Source organism: Cupriavidus sp. 05N40, from assembly GCF_056397305.1.
On sequence record NZ_JBFTND010000043.1, the window covers coordinates 24,833 to 41,822 of the forward strand.

16 protein-coding genes and 4 pseudogenes are annotated in these 16,990 nt (G+C 62.9%); 14 read left to right on the forward strand and 6 right to left on the reverse strand.

The genetic code is table 11. The annotated features are described in order from the left end of the window. The first annotated feature begins 10 nt into the window (after nt 1-10). The 3 genes from AC1DO7_RS12775 (at nt 11) to AC1DO7_RS12785 (ending at nt 2,263) form a co-directional block, all read left to right on the forward strand. Entirely contained in the window at nt 11-919 is a 909-nt protein-coding gene (locus AC1DO7_RS12775) for a LysR family transcriptional regulator (RefSeq protein ID WP_477116205.1), read from the forward strand. A 211-nt stretch (nt 920-1,130) separates the two neighbouring features. Next, on the forward strand, nt 1,131-1,781 hold the full coding sequence (locus tag AC1DO7_RS12780) for a Rossmann-fold NAD(P)-binding domain-containing protein (RefSeq protein ID WP_441620980.1): 651 nt from the start codon (nt 1,131-1,133) through the stop codon (nt 1,779-1,781). Between the two features lie 95 nt (nt 1,782-1,876). Then, nucleotides 1,877-2,263: a tautomerase family protein gene (locus AC1DO7_RS12785; protein WP_441620978.1), complete on the forward strand. Its 387-nt coding sequence runs from the start codon at nt 1,877-1,879 to the stop codon at nt 2,261-2,263. A gap of 180 nt (nt 2,264-2,443) precedes the next feature. On the opposite strand, the gene AC1DO7_RS12790 is transcribed toward AC1DO7_RS12785, so the two are convergent. Beyond that, complete coding sequence (locus AC1DO7_RS12790; RefSeq protein WP_441620976.1) at nt 2,444-3,337, reverse strand: LysR family transcriptional regulator; 894 nt, start codon at nt 3,335-3,337, stop codon at nt 2,444-2,446. A 133-nt stretch (nt 3,338-3,470) separates the two neighbouring features. Here AC1DO7_RS12790 and AC1DO7_RS12795 point away from each other — a divergent pair, with 133 nt between their 5' ends. From AC1DO7_RS12795 to AC1DO7_RS12825, 7 genes and pseudogenes are all read left to right on the forward strand, one after another. Beyond that, on the forward strand, nt 3,471-4,100 hold the full coding sequence (locus AC1DO7_RS12795) for a cysteine hydrolase family protein (RefSeq protein WP_441620974.1): 630 nt from the start codon (nt 3,471-3,473) through the stop codon (nt 4,098-4,100). Between the two features lie 88 nt (nt 4,101-4,188). Then, nucleotides 4,189-4,374, forward strand: a complete 186-nt coding sequence (locus AC1DO7_RS12800) for a hypothetical protein (RefSeq protein WP_441620972.1) — start codon at nt 4,189-4,191, stop codon at nt 4,372-4,374. A gap of 30 nt (nt 4,375-4,404) precedes the next feature. Beyond that, nucleotides 4,405-5,241, forward strand: a complete 837-nt coding sequence (locus AC1DO7_RS12805) for a D-2-hydroxyacid dehydrogenase family protein (protein WP_477116206.1) — start codon at nt 4,405-4,407, stop codon at nt 5,239-5,241. Nucleotides 5,242-5,244: 3 nt separating this feature from the next. After that, nucleotides 5,245-5,370 carry a hypothetical protein gene (locus AC1DO7_RS12810; protein ID WP_441620968.1) on the forward strand — a complete coding sequence of 42 codons (126 nt, stop codon included), beginning with the start codon at nt 5,245-5,247 and terminating at the stop codon, nt 5,368-5,370. 1,521 nt (nt 5,371-6,891) lie between these two features. Then, complete coding sequence (locus tag AC1DO7_RS12815) at nt 6,892-8,685, forward strand: methyl-accepting chemotaxis protein (protein ID WP_441621081.1); 1,794 nt, start codon at nt 6,892-6,894, stop codon at nt 8,683-8,685. A gap of 9 nt (nt 8,686-8,694) precedes the next feature. Then, nucleotides 8,695-9,102, forward strand: a pseudogene (locus AC1DO7_RS12820) (hypothetical protein); the annotation flags it as partial. Nucleotides 9,103-9,516: 414 nt separating this feature from the next. Next, nucleotides 9,517-10,005 carry a helix-turn-helix domain-containing protein gene (locus AC1DO7_RS12825; protein ID WP_441621079.1) on the forward strand — a complete coding sequence of 163 codons (489 nt, stop codon included), beginning with the start codon at nt 9,517-9,519 and terminating at the stop codon, nt 10,003-10,005. Here the strand turns inward: AC1DO7_RS12825 and AC1DO7_RS12830 are convergent. The 3 genes from AC1DO7_RS12830 to AC1DO7_RS12840 form a co-directional block, all read right to left on the reverse strand. After that, nucleotides 9,969-10,463, reverse strand: a complete 495-nt coding sequence (locus AC1DO7_RS12830) for an Lrp/AsnC family transcriptional regulator (protein ID WP_013956719.1) — start codon at nt 10,461-10,463, stop codon at nt 9,969-9,971. The two genes, AC1DO7_RS12825 and AC1DO7_RS12830, sit on opposite strands and share 37 nt — an antisense overlap. 97 nt (nt 10,464-10,560) lie before the next feature. Further along, nucleotides 10,561-11,499, reverse strand: coding sequence for a 2-hydroxyacid dehydrogenase (locus tag AC1DO7_RS12835; protein ID WP_441620966.1), 939 nt, complete (start codon nt 11,497-11,499; stop codon nt 10,561-10,563). A 4-nt stretch (nt 11,500-11,503) separates the two neighbouring features. Continuing rightward, nucleotides 11,504-12,358: a GNAT family N-acetyltransferase gene (locus AC1DO7_RS12840; protein ID WP_441620964.1), complete on the reverse strand. Its 855-nt coding sequence runs from the start codon at nt 12,356-12,358 to the stop codon at nt 11,504-11,506. A gap of 380 nt (nt 12,359-12,738) precedes the next feature. Between AC1DO7_RS12840 and AC1DO7_RS12845 the strand changes: the two genes are divergently transcribed. The 4 genes and pseudogenes from AC1DO7_RS12845 (at nt 12,739) to AC1DO7_RS12860 (ending at nt 16,241) form a co-directional block, all read left to right on the forward strand. After that, the gene (locus AC1DO7_RS12845) at nt 12,739-12,864 is read left to right on the forward strand and encodes a hypothetical protein (protein WP_269148712.1); all 126 of its coding nucleotides are present in this window, start codon (nt 12,739-12,741) and stop codon (nt 12,862-12,864) included. A gap of 24 nt (nt 12,865-12,888) precedes the next feature. Continuing rightward, nucleotides 12,889-13,682: pseudogene (locus AC1DO7_RS12850) on the forward strand (ABC transporter permease). 31 nt (nt 13,683-13,713) lie between these two features. Next, nucleotides 13,714-14,598 (forward strand): ABC transporter permease, encoded by an 885-nt coding sequence (locus AC1DO7_RS12855; protein WP_441624469.1) that lies wholly within the window; start codon nt 13,714-13,716, stop codon nt 14,596-14,598. After that, entirely contained in the window at nt 14,598-16,241 is a 1,644-nt protein-coding gene (locus AC1DO7_RS12860) for an ABC transporter ATP-binding protein (RefSeq protein ID WP_441650477.1), read from the forward strand. Before AC1DO7_RS12855 ends, AC1DO7_RS12860 begins: the two co-directional genes overlap by 1 nt. A 16-nt stretch (nt 16,242-16,257) precedes the next feature. Here AC1DO7_RS12860 and AC1DO7_RS12865 read toward each other — a convergent pair. Both AC1DO7_RS12865 and AC1DO7_RS12870 read right to left on the reverse strand, forming a co-directional pair. Continuing rightward, nucleotides 16,258-16,436: pseudogene (locus tag AC1DO7_RS12865) on the reverse strand (aldehyde dehydrogenase family protein); the annotation flags it as partial. A gap of 227 nt (nt 16,437-16,663) precedes the next feature. Continuing rightward, nucleotides 16,664-16,990: pseudogene (locus AC1DO7_RS12870) on the reverse strand (ABC transporter substrate-binding protein); the annotation flags it as partial.

Here is a 16,990-nt window from a genome sequence, read left to right on the forward strand (position 1 = left end):
GAGTGCCAGTGTGAACCTGAAACAGCTCGAAACCGTGGCGCTGGTGGCCGAAGTGGGATCGCTGTCACGTGCGGCACGCTCGCTGGGGATTGCCCAATCACTGGTGAGCCGTGCGATTGCCCAGATCGAGGCGGAATGGGGCGACCGGCTGTTCGAACGAACCGGCCGGGGCGTGGTGCTGTCGGAATTCGGCCAGCGAATCTTCCCGCATGTCCAGTTGCTGCTGGCCCAGTCGGCACGGCTGCGCGACGAGGTCAAGGACGCGGCGGGCGTTCCGTTCGGGCAGGTGAGAATCGGCGCGCTGCCGTCAATGGCGCCACGCTTGATACCGGCGCTGTTCGAGGACCTGCGCGCCACGGCGCCAGGTGTCCGGCTGCGCGTGGCCGAAGGCTTCAGTGGACAACTCGACGAGGAACTGGAGTCGGGCCATCTGGACCTGGCGGTCATCAACCGCTATGGTCCCGGGCCCCGCCAGGGCGAAGACGTGCTTGCGGAGGTCGCCACTTACCTGATCTGCGCACCCGGGCATCCGCTCGCCGGCGTGCCGAAGGTGCCCATCCGCAAGCTCGCTGGACTCCCGCTTGTCCTGCCACCGGCCCCCAACGGCCTGCGATCGATTCTCGACCAGCACGCACGTCAGCTCGGCATCTCGCTGGATGTGCAACTGGAAGTCGAATCGCTGAATACGATGAAGGAAGTTGCGCTTTCGGGTGGCGCGTTGACGATACTTCCGATGCTCGCGGTCGATAGCGAAGTTGCCGCCGGACGTCTATGCGCAGTCGAGATTGTCGAACCGCGCTTGCCGCGGACCATTGCCATGGGCGTCACGCGCCATCATCCATTGTCCCGCGCAGCACGACTCGTTCTTTCTCGCCTTCATGACTTGGTGCCCGAAGTCGCAAGGAGCAGTACTGCCTAGCTCGATTGTGCATGGCATCCGCCCGATGAGAGCGACGCCAATTTCGAAGAAGCGCGGACCGGCAAGGGTTCGCGCTGCTGATCGTATGCACCGCTGATGCAGAGAATTGTTAGGTAGACTCCGCTTGTGAAACCCGGTTGGCCTGGCAGCCCTTTCGTCTCTGCGCGCAGGCAACGGCCCGTCGACAAGTTCCCTCGCGGAGTATCTACCCATGGCAAACCGAATCGTCATCATCGCAGGCGCTACTGGCTTGGTCGGCAGGGAAATTCTGAGTGGCCTGCTGGCCGATGACACGGTGACGGAGGTGCACAGCCTGGTACGCAGAATGCCGGCGATCCGACATCCCAAGCTGACGAACCGGATCGTCGATTTTTCCGCATTGCCGCCGTTGCCTCATGCGGACGAGTTGTATCTGGCGCTTGGAACGACAATCAAGGTCGCGGGCAGTCAGGAAGCATTCCGCGCGGTCGACTACGACGCCAACCTGGCCGTGGCCGGCGCGGCGCTCTCTGCCGGCGCAAGAAGGATCGGCGTGGTCAGTGCGATGGGCGCTGACGCCGGCTCCAGGGTCTTCTATAGCCGCGTGAAGGGCGATATGGAGGAAGCGTTGACACAGATGCCAGTCGAACGGCTGGTCATCGCGCGTCCGTCCCTGCTGGTCGGGGACCGGGAGTCTCTCGGTCAACCGACCCGGCGCGGCGAGGAAATAGGATTCGCACTCGGCAACGCGCTTGGCTTCCTGATTCCAGCCAACTACCGGCCAATCGAGGCGGCTGCGGTTGCAAAGGCGCTGCTGGCCGCCGTCCCGTCATCCAAGGGCAAGACCATTCTGTCCTCCGGTTCCATGCAGCCAAAGACATAATGTGCGGCAACACCCGGCGCTTTCGCTGGCCGGGCAATCAATCCGCGTGCGGGCGGCCTGGGCCTGCTGCTCGATCCGTTGACTTCCGAGGGACAATGGCAGGCAAGTTGCGTTGGCGAGAATATGAGAACCTAGGTCGCTTGCCAACAATCAGCGAGGTCATCTACCAGGCCATGATCGACGTTGCCAATGTGCCACGGAACGACAAGTTTCAGATTGTCCATCGGCATGCGGATGGTGAACTTGTTTACCCCCTGGATGGCTACCTGGGTATTCGCTACACACCCAATATCGTATTCATCCAGGTGACCTGGAATGTCGGCCGTACCACCGAAGTAAAGAAGAAATTCTACAAGGCTGTCGCCGAGGGAATCAACCGGGAGACGCCCGTCCGGATCGAGGACGTCTGGATCAGTCTTGTCGAGGTCGAGCCGGAAAACTGGTCGTTCGGGAATGGCGAAATGCAGTATGCGCCAAAGTAATTACTCCGCGTTATCTCCCGTACTTCAAGGCGCGGGACACAGGCAATTTACCACTGGGCGAGTGACAAATTTTTGGTCCTTCGAGGAAATCCGGGGCTGAATCGCTTGTATCCTCGGCGCAAGTTTGAGCACCGGAATGTCGCGCGCCTGATGCTACGCGTCACACCGTGCAATCGCGCGTCATTGATGCTTGGTGGCCAGAATCTCGGCTGCGAATGCAGCGAAGGATAGCGCTTTTGGCGAGGGAAACCTTCCGGCCGGATAGACCGCATTCACATCCACTCGTGCCAGCGTATAGTCGGCCAGCACAGGCACAAGCTGGCCTGCAGCGAGTTCGGCTTGGCACATCAGCGCTGCGGCCCTCGTGATGCCCAATCCTTCACGAGCGCACACGATTGCCGCTTCTGTGGAAGTAAGCAGGTAGCGCGGTTCGACGTCGATGGTCTCGGTGCTGGCACCTTGTGTGAAGGTCCATGGCCAGCGAAGCGAGTTCGTGGGGCCAACGATCAAATCGTGGGACTTCAGAGCTTCGGGAGACTCCGGCGCACCGTGTTCGGCCAGATAGGCTGGCGCGGCTACCAGCAACCGGTCCAGCGTGGTCAGCTTCTTGACGCCAAAGTCGGAGTCTTTGAGCCGCCCAAAGCGTATTGCCACATCCACGCCTTCAGCCACCAAGTCTTGCAAGCTGTCAGCGGTCAACAGTTCCACCTTCAGCAGCGGATGCGGATGCACGAAGCGGGCCAGGTTTGGCAAAACTACGCGAGTGGCGAGAATGGATGGCATTGCAATGCGCAGAACGCCTTGCAGGCTGTCTTCGTCCCGCGCGGAGGCCTCGGCCTCCTCCAGTTCGATCAGGATCTGGCGCGCCTTCTGCAGGAAGACTGTGCCTGAATTGGTCGGAACGATCTTGCGCGTGCTGCGCAAAAGGAGTCTCACGCCCAGCCGCTCTTCCAGCTCGGAGACGATCCGCGAAACGGATGGCTGGGACAACCCAAGCTCACGCGCAGTAACGGAAAAACTGCCCGACTCCGCAGCCCGGATGAACACCTTCAGTTCCAGAAACCTGTCACTCATTTGCGGGACGAATATTTGTTGTTCACCTGCGCCGGATAGTAACGCACAGGCCGAAGCCTCAAACTTTGATCAACGGCTGACGCCCCAAGGCCATCTGGCCAGCCACTTGCGGAAGCCTTCTGAAGGAGCAGTAATGAGCATGCACAACTATCCAAAGAACGCGACGGCCCTGATCCTGGTCGACGTGCTGAACGACTTTCTCTCCGTCGATGGCAAGCTTCACCCAATGATCGAGCCCATGTTGGTGAAGACCGACCTCGTCGCGAAACTCCAGCGCCTGTTGGCTGGCAGCCGCAAGATGGGTCTCAAGGTGTTCTTTTCACCACACGGCGTGGACGAACATAGCTTTGACGACGTGCCACATGTGCATCCACGATTCCAGTTTGGGATCGACAACAAGGTGTTCTGGAAAGGCACCTCGGGAGCCGACTTCTACGCACCGCTCAAACCGTTACCGCACGAAGTGATCATCAGTCAGCACCGGATGTTCGACTCCTTCGCTGGCACGAATCTCGAGGAGCAACTACGTGCCAATGGCATCGAGTACGTGGTGCTGGCCGGCCTGACGTCGCACACGTGCGTGGAGGGTACCGGCCGCCATGCGCTTGAAGCCGGCTTCCATGTCACCTTTCTCAGCGATGGCGTGGCCGACTTCACCGAGCAAGCGCATCGGGCGGCGATTGAGCTGTCCTATCCAACGTTCGGACACGCGACGCAGACCATTGACGAATTCCTGAGTAGCGTGACTGGGGAGAACACATGAGCAACATCGCAATCGTCTTCCGCAACGGAAATGGTCGCACGGCCCATCTATCGCAAGCAGTGGTCGACGGCGCCGCGAGGTCGTTGGCATGATCGTAGAATCGTATCCGGTGGATTCTCTAGATGAGACTGGATGGGCAGACCTTGCCGTAGAAGACTGGCTCGACAGCCCCGTGCTCTCGGCAGTGACTTTCACGGCGTCCCAGATGCTGAAGACGCCTAGCCTGAAGGCCAAGATCCAGAATGCAGGTTATGTGCTTTCCGGAGCATTTTGAGTCAAATGAACCAGACTGATTGGAGATGGCATGACGACGACCTCCGCCAAGAAGAAAATTGCCATCCTGGATGATTACCAGAGCGCGGCCCTCACGGTGGCCGACTGGTCTGCAGTGAAGGAGAGGACGGAGATCGTTGTCTTTGACGACCACGTCGACGACGAGGACATCATCGTCGAGCGACTGCGTGATTTTGATGTGGTATGCGTCATGCGGGAACGCACGCCCTTCCGACGCGCCTTGATGGAGCGGCTTCCGAAGCTCAGGCTGATTGCATCCACCGGGGCGAGGAACGCCGCGATAGATGCCAATGCAGCGCAGGAACTCGGGATCGAGGTCGTCCATACGGGCTATACGTCCACGCCCACGATTGAATTCACCTGGGCGATGATTCTGGCGAGCATGCGGAACATTGCGGGAGAGAACGCGTCGTTGCGCGATGGCGGCTGGCAGGTCGGGATTGGCAGSGACCTGGCGGGCAAGACCCTTGGTCTCGTCGGCCTTGGCAACATCGGCTCCGAGGTGGCCCGGATCGGTCGTGCGTTCGGCATGCGGCTGCTGGCATGGAGCGAGAACCTGACGTCCGAAAAGGCGGYGGCACATGGCGCGCAGTGCGTGTCCAAGGAGGCATTGTTTTCGTCCTCCGATATCGTGTCGATCCATCTGATTCTCAGCCAGCGCACGCGTGGCATGATTGGCGCACAAGAGCTCGCGCTGATGAWGCCGACCGCGCGGCTGGTCAACACTTCGCGCGGGCCGATCGTTGTGGAGAAAGATCTGGTCGATGCTCTCAGTCGCAGGGCGATTGCCGGCGCGGCGATCGATGTCTACGATCATGAGCCACTCCCGCACGATCATCCGTTCTGAGTCTTGCCAAACGTCCTGGCTACGCCTCATGTCGGCTATGTGACAGAGGGTCTCTATCACACGTTCTATCAGGACTCGGTCTCGAATATCGTCAACTGGCTCGATCGCCAGGCCGGCGCCATCGAGTAGTGGCGGGGGCGTGTCACATCTCGGCTTCCGGCTGGTGATTAGAGTCATTGGGAGCGCCAAGTTGCGGTCTGTGGAAAGGACGCATCTGTGCGCTAAGCCCGAAGGCCGCCGGACTGGTAGTGGCACCTACTTTACCGCGCAGAAATATGACGACCACTTGTGCGTGATACCTGTCACGAATGGCGGCTCGCCGAGCGTACACCCAGGGGGGACGGCTACCGACGGTGCTATTGATTTTGACTCGTTGCGCTTTGCGTGCAAGGAAGGCATTGACGCCGAATTGGTAGAAGACCCCGATCGAGATGCCACAATGCTTTTCGGGGGCAAGCATGCGGCGCCGCGATAAACGCACCTTGTAATTGCCCCGCCAAGACTTCTACATCCAAAGCATGCCTGCGCTGCTCGCAGTAGTGAGAGAAAACAGCCCCGAACACCCCTATGGGGGCTCTCCCCAGGAGAAGGTTCCCGGCGGAACTCCAGAACTTGATCGTGCATACGGGTGCGTTGTGGCGATACCCCTGGGCGGTGGGGCACCCAATTGCATGGCATGGTAGGAATTCAGCGGCCATTTACATGTCGAGTCGCTTCGTCGCGATGGAGAAATTTCTCGCACGTCGGTGATGACATCACAAAGGAAGCCTGACCTGTACGGTCGCTCACCACGATACTGCGGCTCACGGGTCGTGGCCGCAAGCAGCAGCGACCGATACGGGCGGGCGGCCAGCCTGGGTCAGCCATCGTCACCAGGGCGAGGAGCCTCCAACGGACGTAGGGCTTGCACGGCGTGCTTGAGCTGCAGAATCCAGTCGTCAAGCTGGTCAGGCCGCTGGTCGAACACGACAACGCCGCGCCGTTGATGACCGAGTGCGCCATGCCGTGCAAGCGTAGCAGGTCGTCGCGCGAGCCGGCCGGATCACAGCTACGCGGGCGGATGGCGTCGATGATCCACCACGCGCAAGATGGCGGTCGTGTCGAACCTGTCCGGAAGCGCTTGCAGCGCCTCGGCATCTACCTTGCCATATGGGGTCCGCGTTTCAGACATGACTGGGCTTCCGGACGGAGTGCGCTGGTGCGGGAATTGCGCAGGCGAATCGCCTGGTCATCCTACCCTCTCGCTCGATTCGGCCTGAATGCGGCGATACGCTCCGCAATGCGGGCACCTTCTGCCAACCGAATCGCTCGCAGCGCCCGTTCCCCTTTGTCCAGCGCCGCATGATTTCGGTCCGGGCCTTCGTTATTGAGACGGAACCGCTTGATGCCGCGCGACTCGATCGCTTGTTGGCGTATCGCGTACCTGCCCTCCTTAGAACTTTGTTAACGACTGCAGCGTTTCGCCCGATGGCCGTTTCTGCCGCCCCATCGAAGCGATGCTTGAGCACCGTCGTGCCGTGAAGCAAGTTCGTCTATAGCAGAGAAAAAAACGCGGGGGATCTGCGGTTTCGCGCCATTTGTCGGTGATATTTGCGCAGCATGCGGACGTACCATCTTGTCGGCATATTCGCCCGACCTTTTCGCTATATGATGCGCTCGTCCATCCGCACACGCGTTGTCTGTACCAGCATCGTTCTTGTCGCTCTGTCGATTGTTTGCTGCACGCTCGCAAACTACTTCATCGCGAGGGCCAGCCTCAACGAGGCCATCGATCGCAACCTAGCCTCGATCACGGATAACCGTGCCGTGGCCATTGGCGAGTGGGTCGCCGGCAAAACCCACATGATCGCATCGCTTCAGGATGCGGTCCTGACACCTGAATCGATGCCTTTCCTTTACCAGATCGCTGCCGCGGGAGGGTTCTGGGATGTGGGCGTCGGCTATCCGAACAAGACAGCGAAGTTCACGGACTGGCCTAACATCCCGTCCAGCTATGACCCTACCACTCGCCCTTGGTACAGCGCCGCCGAGCAAGCCGGCAAACCGGTCGCGACGCCATACGTCAGTACTAGCGGTGCGTTGCTCGTCGCCTTGGGCGTACCGGTGACGCGCGACGGTGTGATGAAGGCTGTGGTCGTTGGCGATATTGCGTTAAACAGCGTGGTCGACGGCATCAAATCGATTCGCCCAACACCCGCAAGTTTCGGCATGCTGATCGATGGCACCGGCCGCATCATCGCGCATCCGGATCCAAAGCTAAGGTTCAAACCTGCTACTGAAATTGCCGCGGATTTCGCTCGCATCACAGCAAGTGCTTCAGGAACGACCAAAGGCACGTTCGAACTCGCGGTCAATGGAGCGAAAAAGCTCGTGCGCGCTCAACCGGTTCCGGGCACGGATTGGCAGGTTGTGGTTGCGCTAGACAAGTCCGAGGCGACTGCTGGACTTCGTTCGCTGATGATTGCCTCGCTGTCGTGTCTGGTTATCGTCGTCTGCATTGCCTCCGTCATCGTGGGAGCCATTACCACGACAGCGTTCCGACGCCTTCGCGACGTATGCCAAGCAATGGCGACGATCGGCTCTGGCAATGGCGACCTGACCCAGCGTTTGCCGGCCGACGGCCGGGATGAAGTTGCCAAAATCGCGCGATCTTTCAATCAGTTCGTCGATAAACTTCAGAGCGTAATGCTGCGCATCCGCGATAGCGGCGAACTTGTTCGTGCTGCTGCGAGCGAGATCGCCGCGGCAAGCCTCGACCTTTCGTCGCGCACTGAGTCTGCGGCGGCGAACCTTCAGCAAACGGCTGCGTCGATGGACGAGATCTCGGGCATGGTGGACCAATCAGCCGCCGCGGCGCGCGATGCCGATAGACGATCCACCGCAGCCACAAGGATTGCGTCACGGGGCGGCGAGGTGGTGGCGGATGTGGTTGGCACCATGGCAAGAATCGAAGAGGCATCCGACCGTATCGGTGCAATCATCGGCGTGATTGACGGCATTGCCTTCCAGACCAATCTCCTGGCGCTCAATGCTGCGGTCGAGGCGGCGCGAGCAGGCGAGCAAGGTCGCGGTTTCGCCGTTGTCGCGCAGGAAGTCCGTAGCCTTGCGCAACGAAGCGCACACGCTGCGCGCGAGATCAAGCACCTCGTCGACTCCAACGTCGAAAGCGTCACCGCAGGTTCAAATCAGGTACGCCAAGCCGGCGCGACGATGACAGAGATTGTCGCGAATGCAGCAGATGTCCAGGCCAGCATTTCTGAAATTGCCCGTGTGGCCACCGAGCAGACGCAAGGCATCCAGGAGGTCAATCACGCTGTCATGCAGTTGGACGGGATGGTCCAGCAGAACGCGGCCCTCGTGGAGCAGTCTGCTGCCGCGTCAACCGCGCTACAGGAACAGGCAAATGCTCTGGCATCAGCGATCGGTCAGTTCAAAGTGGAGTGACGCTTTAACGTGGACAGAATCTTCATCGACGGCGAGTGGGTTCGACCCGTCTGGCAAGTCCGCGCGGCCGTCACCAACCCTTCGACGCAAGACGTTGTTGCAGAGATTGCCTTGGGAAGCAGGCAGGACGTCGTCACCGAAGCTGGAACCATCAAGGCCCGCATCGCGGTGTTCGCGGGCGGCGCTAGGGAGTCCTCGTTCTGCCGCCAATTGGGCATTCGCTTTCCCCAAGCAACCGTTCGCCAGTCCATCGTGCGCGTGTCCGGGGTGGCCGAGCACCTCCCCGACGCCCTGCATACCGCGCGCGTGTCGATCACCCGCCGCAGCGATGGCAGCTATAACCTTGCCATCAGCGGCCGCAGACGCGGGGACCCGACGGCGCAACTCGTGCGCTTCGCGCCGCAGTTTCTCGCGTTGCTGATTGGAATTGACACGTTTTCGGAGTGTAGTAATCGCGGCATCGTGCGCACGGGTATCTGGACAAGCGGTGCCTTGCCTTGCGGAAAGAGAAGGCGGACCACGCAACTCAGCACGGAGGCGCGACTGCCCATATACCCTCGCTGCTTGAGTTCTTGCCAGATCAGTTTAGGAAAGCGACAGCCCTGGGCACGCTCTCCCTCCAGCATGGCTCCAACATAGTACCGTTCCACGAGAAGCTCAAGCGAGTGATTCAAGATCCTCCCGCAGCACTGCAGCGAGATTAAAAGGCTCCGTCACGCACGACGGATTGAGGATCACCGGATCGCCCCGGCTACACCCGTACCGCAGTTTCTGCGTTCCGGACAGCTCAGTTTGCAATTCGATATGGACTAGATCGGCAAGATCAGCGTGATGCACGGCAACGTTGCACTTATGCTCGACTGCATGAGTAAGACCGTTGCATCCTCTCTACCGCACGCCCCAGGCCCCACTGCGGATGCCCCTGATCATCCCCGCCTGGGCGCCGCACTGGCCTATATTCACCAGCATCTGGGCGAACCGCTGCCACTGCCGCTRCTTGCCGACCTGGTCCAGCTCAGCGTCGGAAGATTCGTGACCGTGTTCCGGCTGACGGTCGGAATGACGCCGCACCGCTACATCAGCCTGAAGCGCGTCCGGCACGCACAGTGGTTGCTCAGGCACGGCCACTCTCCAGCGCTGACGGCGCACGAGTGCGGCTTCTATGACCAGAGCCACCTGACGCGCTGCCTGAAGAGCGCCTGCGGCATGACGCCACGGCAGTTCCAGACGGCAAGTGCCCCGCTCCCCGCCGATATGGGCCGCAGCCCGCCAATGCCCAGGGCTCAAGTTGCCGATGGAAACAGGCGTTCGATCGGATAGTGCGTCTTGATGAAAGGCGACTTGATCACGATGAAGCTGAAGTACTTCTCGATCCCGATATTGCGCTCCAGCAGGCTTTCCATCAGTTCCTGGTAGTGGTTGACTCCACGGGTGATGAACTTGAGCAGGTAGTCATAGCCGCCGCTGACAAGGTGGCATTCGACGATCTCGTCCACCGCGCACACTGCCTTCTCGAAGCGCGCAAAGTCCTCGCGATGGTGGTCCTCCAGCGTGATCTCGGTGAACACCGTGAGAATATCGCCCAGCTTGTCCATCCGGATCTGGGCGCTGTATCCGCCGATATAGCCGGCCTGCTCCAGCCGCTTGACGCGAATCAGGCACGGGCTTGCAGAAAGACCCACGGCATCGGCGAGGTCCACGTTTGTCATGCGGCCGTTCTTTTGCAGCTGGGCAAGGATGCGGAGGTCGAGTCGGTCGAGTTTGATGGGGGCGGACATGGGCTTTCAAGACTGGAATGACTGGATCACATTGTCCCCGCATGGTTCAGCGGGGGCAATCGGGGCACGCCCGGAAAGTAAGGTTTCGCATCGCCTTTCAGTATCCTTTCGCACGGTCCACCAGCCCGATCAGGGGCTCACCGCGCTGCAGGCGGCGCAGATTGTCGAGTACGACCCGCGCAGCGGTGCCCGGCTGCGTCATGCTGGCAATATGGGGCGTGAGCCATACCCTGGGGTGGCGCCACAACGGGTGGCCGGCAGGCAGCGGCTCGGGGTGCGTGACGTCGAGAATGGCCTCGCCGATCTGCCCCGCATCCAGCGCGCCCTGCAGGTCGGCATCGTTCAGATGCTGCCCGCGCCCGACATGCACCAGCCCTGCCCCATGTGGCAGGGCGTCAAACACGCGGGCGCTCAATACTCCACTTGTTTCATCCGTCAGTGGCAGCAGGCAAACCAGGATATCGGTGCGGGCCAGGAACGCGTCCAGGGTCTGCGGGCCGGCATAGCACTGAACCCCTTCCAGGCTGTGCGGCGACCTTGCCCAGCCGGCACAGTCGAACCCGAACAGCCGCAGCCGCTCCAGCACGGCCTGGCCCAGCGAGCCCAGGCCAAGCACGCCTACGCGGCACTCGTGTGCCGCGCGCACCTGCAGGGGCTTCCAGGCTTCCTGCGCCTGCTGCCGCCGGTACGCCGGCATGTCGCGATGCAGCGCAAGGACCGAGAACACCACGTACTCCACCATCCCATCGACGATGCCGGGCTCGATCATCCGCACCAGCGGTACGTGCGCAGGCAGCGCGTCCAGGTCGAACTGGTCGATGCCGGCTCCGGTCGAAAAGAGTACCTGCAGGTTCGGGAACCGCTCTGCGATGCGGTCTGGCGCCTCCCAGGCTGCCAGGTAGCGGACCTTGTCGGGATCCCCGATTTCGGGCCAGATGCGGAAATCGATGCCAGGCGCCTCGCGCGCAAACACCTTGGCCCAGTCCCGGCCGCGCACGGGATCCGCCTTGTACAGAAATGTCGTGTCTTGATGCATTGTTTTATCCGAGGGCCTTGTCGGCCAGCGCAAAGGGAAGAAATGGTGCTGTTGGCGAAGCCGGGGTGCCGCGGGCCAGCACCGTCGCGTCGGCGACGTGCGCCAGGCCAATGCAGCCGAGCCAGTCCTCGAGTTCGCCATCGGCGTGGACGTCCAGGCGCAGCACGCGCCCGGTCACCAGGCCGGCCAGGTGCGCGATCATGGCCTTGGCCGACATCGCGCAGGGTGCGACCACGGGGCCGACCATCGCGCCGCGGCCAAAGCGCCGCAGGATCGCGAAGCCGCGGGGCCCGTCGGCGTGATCGATCACCACCGTGCCGATCGACTGGCTCAGCCAGGCCTGGATCAGGGACGGCCGTGCAACACCGCGGGCCCCCTGCTCCATCCCGACCAGAAGTTGCAGGTCATTGCGCCCGCCAGGCCGCAGGCGGCAGCCTTCAGGCAGCGCCATCAACGGTGCGGGCAACGCTTTACCCTCGTATTGATGCACCTCACCGATGCGCTCGAACCCCATGCGCGCGTAGAAGCGATGCAGCTTCCCGGGGGCGTGAAGCAGCACAGTGCGGCCTTCCAGGCCGGCACACAGCGCCTCCAGCAACAAGCTGCCAATGCCCCGCTCGCGGAAAGCCGGGGCGACGATAAGCAGTCCGACCGATGCGCCGCGCTCGTCCCATAGCCAGCGCATGCCGACACCGACAACCGCGCCGCCGACTTCGGCGACGCGGCCCTCGCCCATCTGGAACAGCCGCTTCCAGTCGCTGGGGCGGTGCGGCCAGCGTACATCTTCGGAAAGCGAAAGCGCGACGGGCAGATCGGACTGTGCCATCACGCGGATGGCTGGAAGCTGCGCGGAGTTCATTGCAGTAAGTGTCAGCGCCGGACGAAGCCAGAGAGCCCTGATGATGCGATGAACAGGCAAGGCCCGGATAGGAAAAATTTGCTACGTCGGATGGTGCACCGATGCAGTGCCACGCCTAGGGTAATCCCGAGGATTGTTGCGGTGCACATGCACGTACGCAGTGCGCATGGCAGGCAATGCCAAACCGCCCTCGCGAAACCGCAGGTTTTACTGCTACGGCCTGCAATACCCCACAAAGCCATCGGTCCCACATGCTTCAATGGCAGGGGATGACACATTGCGCGCCCGTGCTGCCAAAGCAAGAGCTTGCCCCGCGCCGCATGGTCGTGCGCTTTCACTTTCGCGATCCCCCGAACTCCGGCCCCCCAGGAGCTATTGCCATGTCAGACAAGAAGCCGCTCGACGGCCTCATCGGCCCTGCTGAATCCACGCGGGTCATAGCCGCCCTGCGCCATGGCGCCAGCCGGCGCGACATCCAGAGGTTCCGTATCTGGCTTGCCGCCTGATCCGGACTGGAAAGGAGAGACACCATGAACCTGTTCATCTTGCGTCTGCTGGCGCGGCGCATCGGTCTGGCGCTGATCTCGCTACTGGCCGTCTCGGCCATCGTCTTCGCCATCACCGCGGTATTGCCCGGCGATGCCGCGCAGGAACAGCTCGGCCAGGACGCCCGCTGCTGCTGGCCGGCCTGACTGCGCTGATCTCGGTGCCGGTAGCACTCGGCCTCGGCATCCTGGCGGCGGTCTTCCGCGGCACATGGTTTGACCGCAGCGTCAGCCTGGGCGCGGTGGCGGTGGTCTCGGTGCCGGAGTTCCTGGTCGCCACGCTCGCGGTGCTGCTGTTCGCGGTCCACCTGCGCTGGCTGCCGGCGCTCGCCTACATCGGCACCGACGATTCCTGGGACAAGATCGTGCGTTCGCTGGCCATGCCGGTCCTGAGCCTGTGCTGCGTGATCGTCGCGCAGATGCTGCGCATGACCCGCGCGGCGGTGATCGACCAGCTCAACGCGCCCTATATCGAGATGGTGCGGCTCAAGGGCGCCTCCTCGACCCGCATGGTGCTGTTCCACGCCCTGCCCAACGCCATCGGCCCGATCGCCAATGCCGTGGCGCTGAGCCTGTCTTACCTGCTTGGCGGCGTCATCATCATCGAGACCATCTTCAACTACCCGGGGATCGCCAAGCTGATGGTGGACAGCGTCGCCCAGCGCGACATGCCCGTGGTCCAGGTGTGCGCCATGATTTTCTGTTGTGCGTACCTGATCCTCGTCACGCTTGCCGATGTGTGCGGCATCGTCGCCAATCCGCGTCTGCGCCACCGCTGAAGCCTTGAACGCCATGCAGGAGCTGCAACCCATGTCCCCTACCTCCAACACGCACGCCACCTCCGCCGTGAGCGCCCCCGATAAAAGCTGTCGCCGCCCGCGCCTGCCCAAACTGGGTATCACCGGCTGGATCGGCTGCCTGATCCTCATCGGTTGGCTGATTGCCGCCATTCTCGGCCCGATCCTGATCAGCCATGACGGCACGCCCACGGCCGAGATCCAGGTCTTCGGCCCGATCAGTGCCCTGCACTGGCTCGGTACCGACTACCTCGGGCGCGACATGCTGACGCGCGTGATCCTGGGCGCGCGCTATACCGTCTGCGTTGCGCTGGTCTCGACCCTGTGCGCCAGCGGCATCGGCATCACGCTGGCACTGCTCGCCACCGTCAGCGGGCGCTGGATCGATGCCGGCCTCAGCCGCGGCCTCGATACGCTCACGGCGATCCCCAGCAAGATGTTCGCACTGATCATGGTCGCGGCCTTCGGCTCCTCGGTGTGGATGCTCGCGCTCACGGCGGCGATCATCTACGTCCCGGGTGCATATCGGATCGCGCGCTCGCTGGCGGTCAACATCAACGCGATGGACTACGTCACGGTCGCCCGCACCCGCGGCGAAGGCACCGCCTACATCATGCGCCAGGAGATCCTGCCCAACATCCTCGGCCCGATGCTGGCCGACCTGGGGCTGCGCTTCGTCTACGTCGTGCTGCTGCTCGCGAGCCTCAGCTTCCTGGGCCTGGGCATCCAGCCGCCCGATGCCGACTGGGGTTCGCTGGTGCGCGAGAACATCGGCGCGCTGTCTGAAGGCAGCATGGCCGTGGTGGCGCCGGCGCTGGCCATCGCCAGCCTGACCCTCGCCGTCAATCTTGTTATCGACAACCTGCCGGGTCGCTCGGCACGTAACGGAGTCAAATAATGGGCACGTCCGTAAAGGTCAGCAATCTGCGCATCACCGCAGGCCAGGCGACGTTGGTAGATGGTGTGGACTTCGAGATCGAGCCCGGCAAGGTGCTGGCGCTGATCGGCGAGTCCGGCTCGGGCAAGACCACCACCGCGCTGGCGCTGATGGGCTTCGCGCGCCACGGTTGCGAGATCGCCGGCAGCATCCGGGTCGGCACCACCGACGTGCTGCACCTGTCGCCAGGCGAACAGCGCCGGCTGCGCGGGCGCGAGATCACCTATATCGCCCAGAGCGCGGCGGCCTCGTTCAACCCGTCGCGCACCATCATGGACCAGGTGGTCGAACCGGCGCTGATCCACCGGCTCATGAATCGCAAGGCTGCCGAGAAGAAGGCGGTCGCGCTGTTCCGCGAACTGGCGCTGCCCGACCCTGATTCCATCGGCGAGCGCTACCCCCACCAGGTCTCCGGCGGACAGTTGCAGCGCCTGATGGCCGCAATGGCCCTGATCACCGATCCCGACCTGGTGATCCTGGACGAGCCGACCACGGCCCTGGACGTCACCACCCAGGTCGAAGTGCTGCGCGTGTTCCGCCGCGCGGTGCAGGAACGCCGCACCACGGCGGTCTATGTCAGCCACGACCTCGCCGTGGTGGCCCAGGTGGCGGACCACATCCTGGTGCTGCGCGATGGCAAGATGCGCGAGCTGGGCGAGACCGACCAGATCCTGTACCAGCCCGCCGACGACTACACGCGCTGCCTGCTGGCCGCGGCGCGGCCGACCGAGCGTCCCGGCGCGCCGGTGGACCCGGACAAGAGCCCCCTGCTGCTCGAGGTCCGCGACCTGTCCGCCGGCTACGGTGCGGTCGATGCCCACGGGCAGCCGGCCGCGAAGATCCTGGAGGGCGTGGGCCTGAAGCTGTACCGGGGCCAGGCGATCGGCGTCATYGGCGAGTCGGGTTCGGGCAAGACCACGCTGGCGCGGGCCATCGCCGGCCTGGTGGCGCCCTGCCACGGCAGCATCGCGTTCGACGGCCGCCCACTGAAACCGACGGTGGCCAAACGCAGCCACGACGAGCTGCGGCGCATCCAGATCGTGTTCCAGATGGCCGATACCGCGCTCAATCCTGCACGCACCGTCGAGGAGATCCTGGCGCGGCCGCTGCAGTTCTTCCACGGCCTGCGCGGCGAAGCGAAACGGGCACGGATYCGCCAGTTGCTCGATCTGGTGCGGCTGCCGGCCGGCGTGGCGCAGCGCACGCCCGGTGGCCTGTCCGGCGGGCAGAAACAGCGCGTGAACCTGGCCCGCGCGCTGGCGGCCGAGCCAGAGCTGATCCTGTGCGACGAGATCACCTCGGCGCTGGACACGGTAGTCGGCGCGGCCATCCTCGACCTGATGGCCGAGCTGCGCAAGGAACTGGGTGTCTCATATCTCTTCATCAGCCACGACCTGCACACCGTGCGCTCGATCTGTGACGAGATCGTGGTGATGCAGCATGGCCGCAAGCTGACCCAGGTCGCGCACGCGGACTACGACCGCGGTCCGCACCACCCCTACTATGCGCTGCTGGCGCGCTCGGTGCCCGAGCTGCGCCGCGGCTGGATCGATGAAGTCGATCTGCATAGCGACGATGCAGTGGCCGCCGGCGTCACCGCCTGACCCCGTTCTCACGGCGTGGCGTGATCGCAGCGATGACGCCAACCGGTCGGCGCAGCGCCAGCACGCGCCGGCCGGGAACAGTCGCGGTGGTCACGCCGTCATCGGCGCGCGGGGCTTCTCCAGCAAACCATTCGAATAGTCGCAACCTCGCCCCTTGCCTTCAGCTAGTGGCTCGCCCTGCTCGCGCAAGAGCAGCGGCGCCGAGGCTTCAAATGCAAAGCGACCGGCTTGCGCCGGTCGCTTGAGAGGGCCGCGCCTTGGCGGCACGGCGGCGGAACGCTAGCTCGTCGCAGGCGTCCTCAATACGGGGTGTGGTGGGATGGCGGGCGCATTTGGCTACCCATGCCAGAAGGCCGCGCCGTCGCCCCGGATTTGCGAGAGCACACTGCACCCAGGCTACCGCACTCCCGCCACCTTCCAGATCAGGCATCCAGCCAGACGTTCTCAGCAAACGAATAGCCCATCAGCCCCCCCAGCGGGATCGGCGACAGGCCCTTGAGCTTCGACGAATGTGCGTCGATGCTGGCCAGGAACAGCGGGATACCAATGCCGGCGTCCTCGTGGATCATGGTCTGCATGTCGCCATACAACTGCTTGCGTTTGGCGGTATCGGTTTCGCCCCGCGCCGCCAGCAGCAGCTGGTCGAACCTGGGGTTCTTCCAGCGCGATTCGTTCCACGGCGCATCGGACTTGAAGAACTGCGTGAGAATGGTGTCGGCGCTGGGGCGCGGGTTGACATTGCCGAAGCC

What these genes read in the sequence shown, in the direction of transcription:
- AC1DO7_RS12790 (WP_441620976.1), bottom strand. Translation starts at nt 3,337, where the DNA reads ATGAGTGACAGGTTTCTGGAACTGAAGGTGTTCATCCGGGCTGCGGAG.
- AC1DO7_RS12835 (WP_441620966.1), bottom strand. Translation starts at nt 11,499, where the DNA reads ATGCATCAAGACACGACATTTCTGTACAAGGCGGATCCCGTGCGCGGC.
- AC1DO7_RS12840 (WP_441620964.1), bottom strand. Translation starts at nt 12,358, where the DNA reads ATGAACTCCGCGCAGCTTCCAGCCATCCGCGTGATGGCACAGTCCGAT.
- AC1DO7_RS12845 (WP_269148712.1), top strand. Translation starts at nt 12,739, where the DNA reads ATGTCAGACAAGAAGCCGCTCGACGGCCTCATCGGCCCTGCTGAATCC.
- AC1DO7_RS12800 (WP_441620972.1), top strand. Translation starts at nt 4,189, where the DNA reads ATGATCGTAGAATCGTATCCGGTGGATTCTCTAGATGAGACTGGATGG.
- AC1DO7_RS12855 (WP_441624469.1), top strand. Translation starts at nt 13,714, where the DNA reads ATGTCCCCTACCTCCAACACGCACGCCACCTCCGCCGTGAGCGCCCCC.
- AC1DO7_RS12785 (WP_441620978.1), top strand. Translation starts at nt 1,877, where the DNA reads ATGGCAGGCAAGTTGCGTTGGCGAGAATATGAGAACCTAGGTCGCTTG.
- AC1DO7_RS12780 (WP_441620980.1), top strand. Translation starts at nt 1,131, where the DNA reads ATGGCAAACCGAATCGTCATCATCGCAGGCGCTACTGGCTTGGTCGGC.
- AC1DO7_RS12795 (WP_441620974.1), top strand. Translation starts at nt 3,471, where the DNA reads ATGAGCATGCACAACTATCCAAAGAACGCGACGGCCCTGATCCTGGTC.
- AC1DO7_RS12815 (WP_441621081.1), top strand. Translation starts at nt 6,892, where the DNA reads ATGCGCTCGTCCATCCGCACACGCGTTGTCTGTACCAGCATCGTTCTT.
- AC1DO7_RS12830 (WP_013956719.1), bottom strand. Translation starts at nt 10,463, where the DNA reads ATGTCCGCCCCCATCAAACTCGACCGACTCGACCTCCGCATCCTTGCC.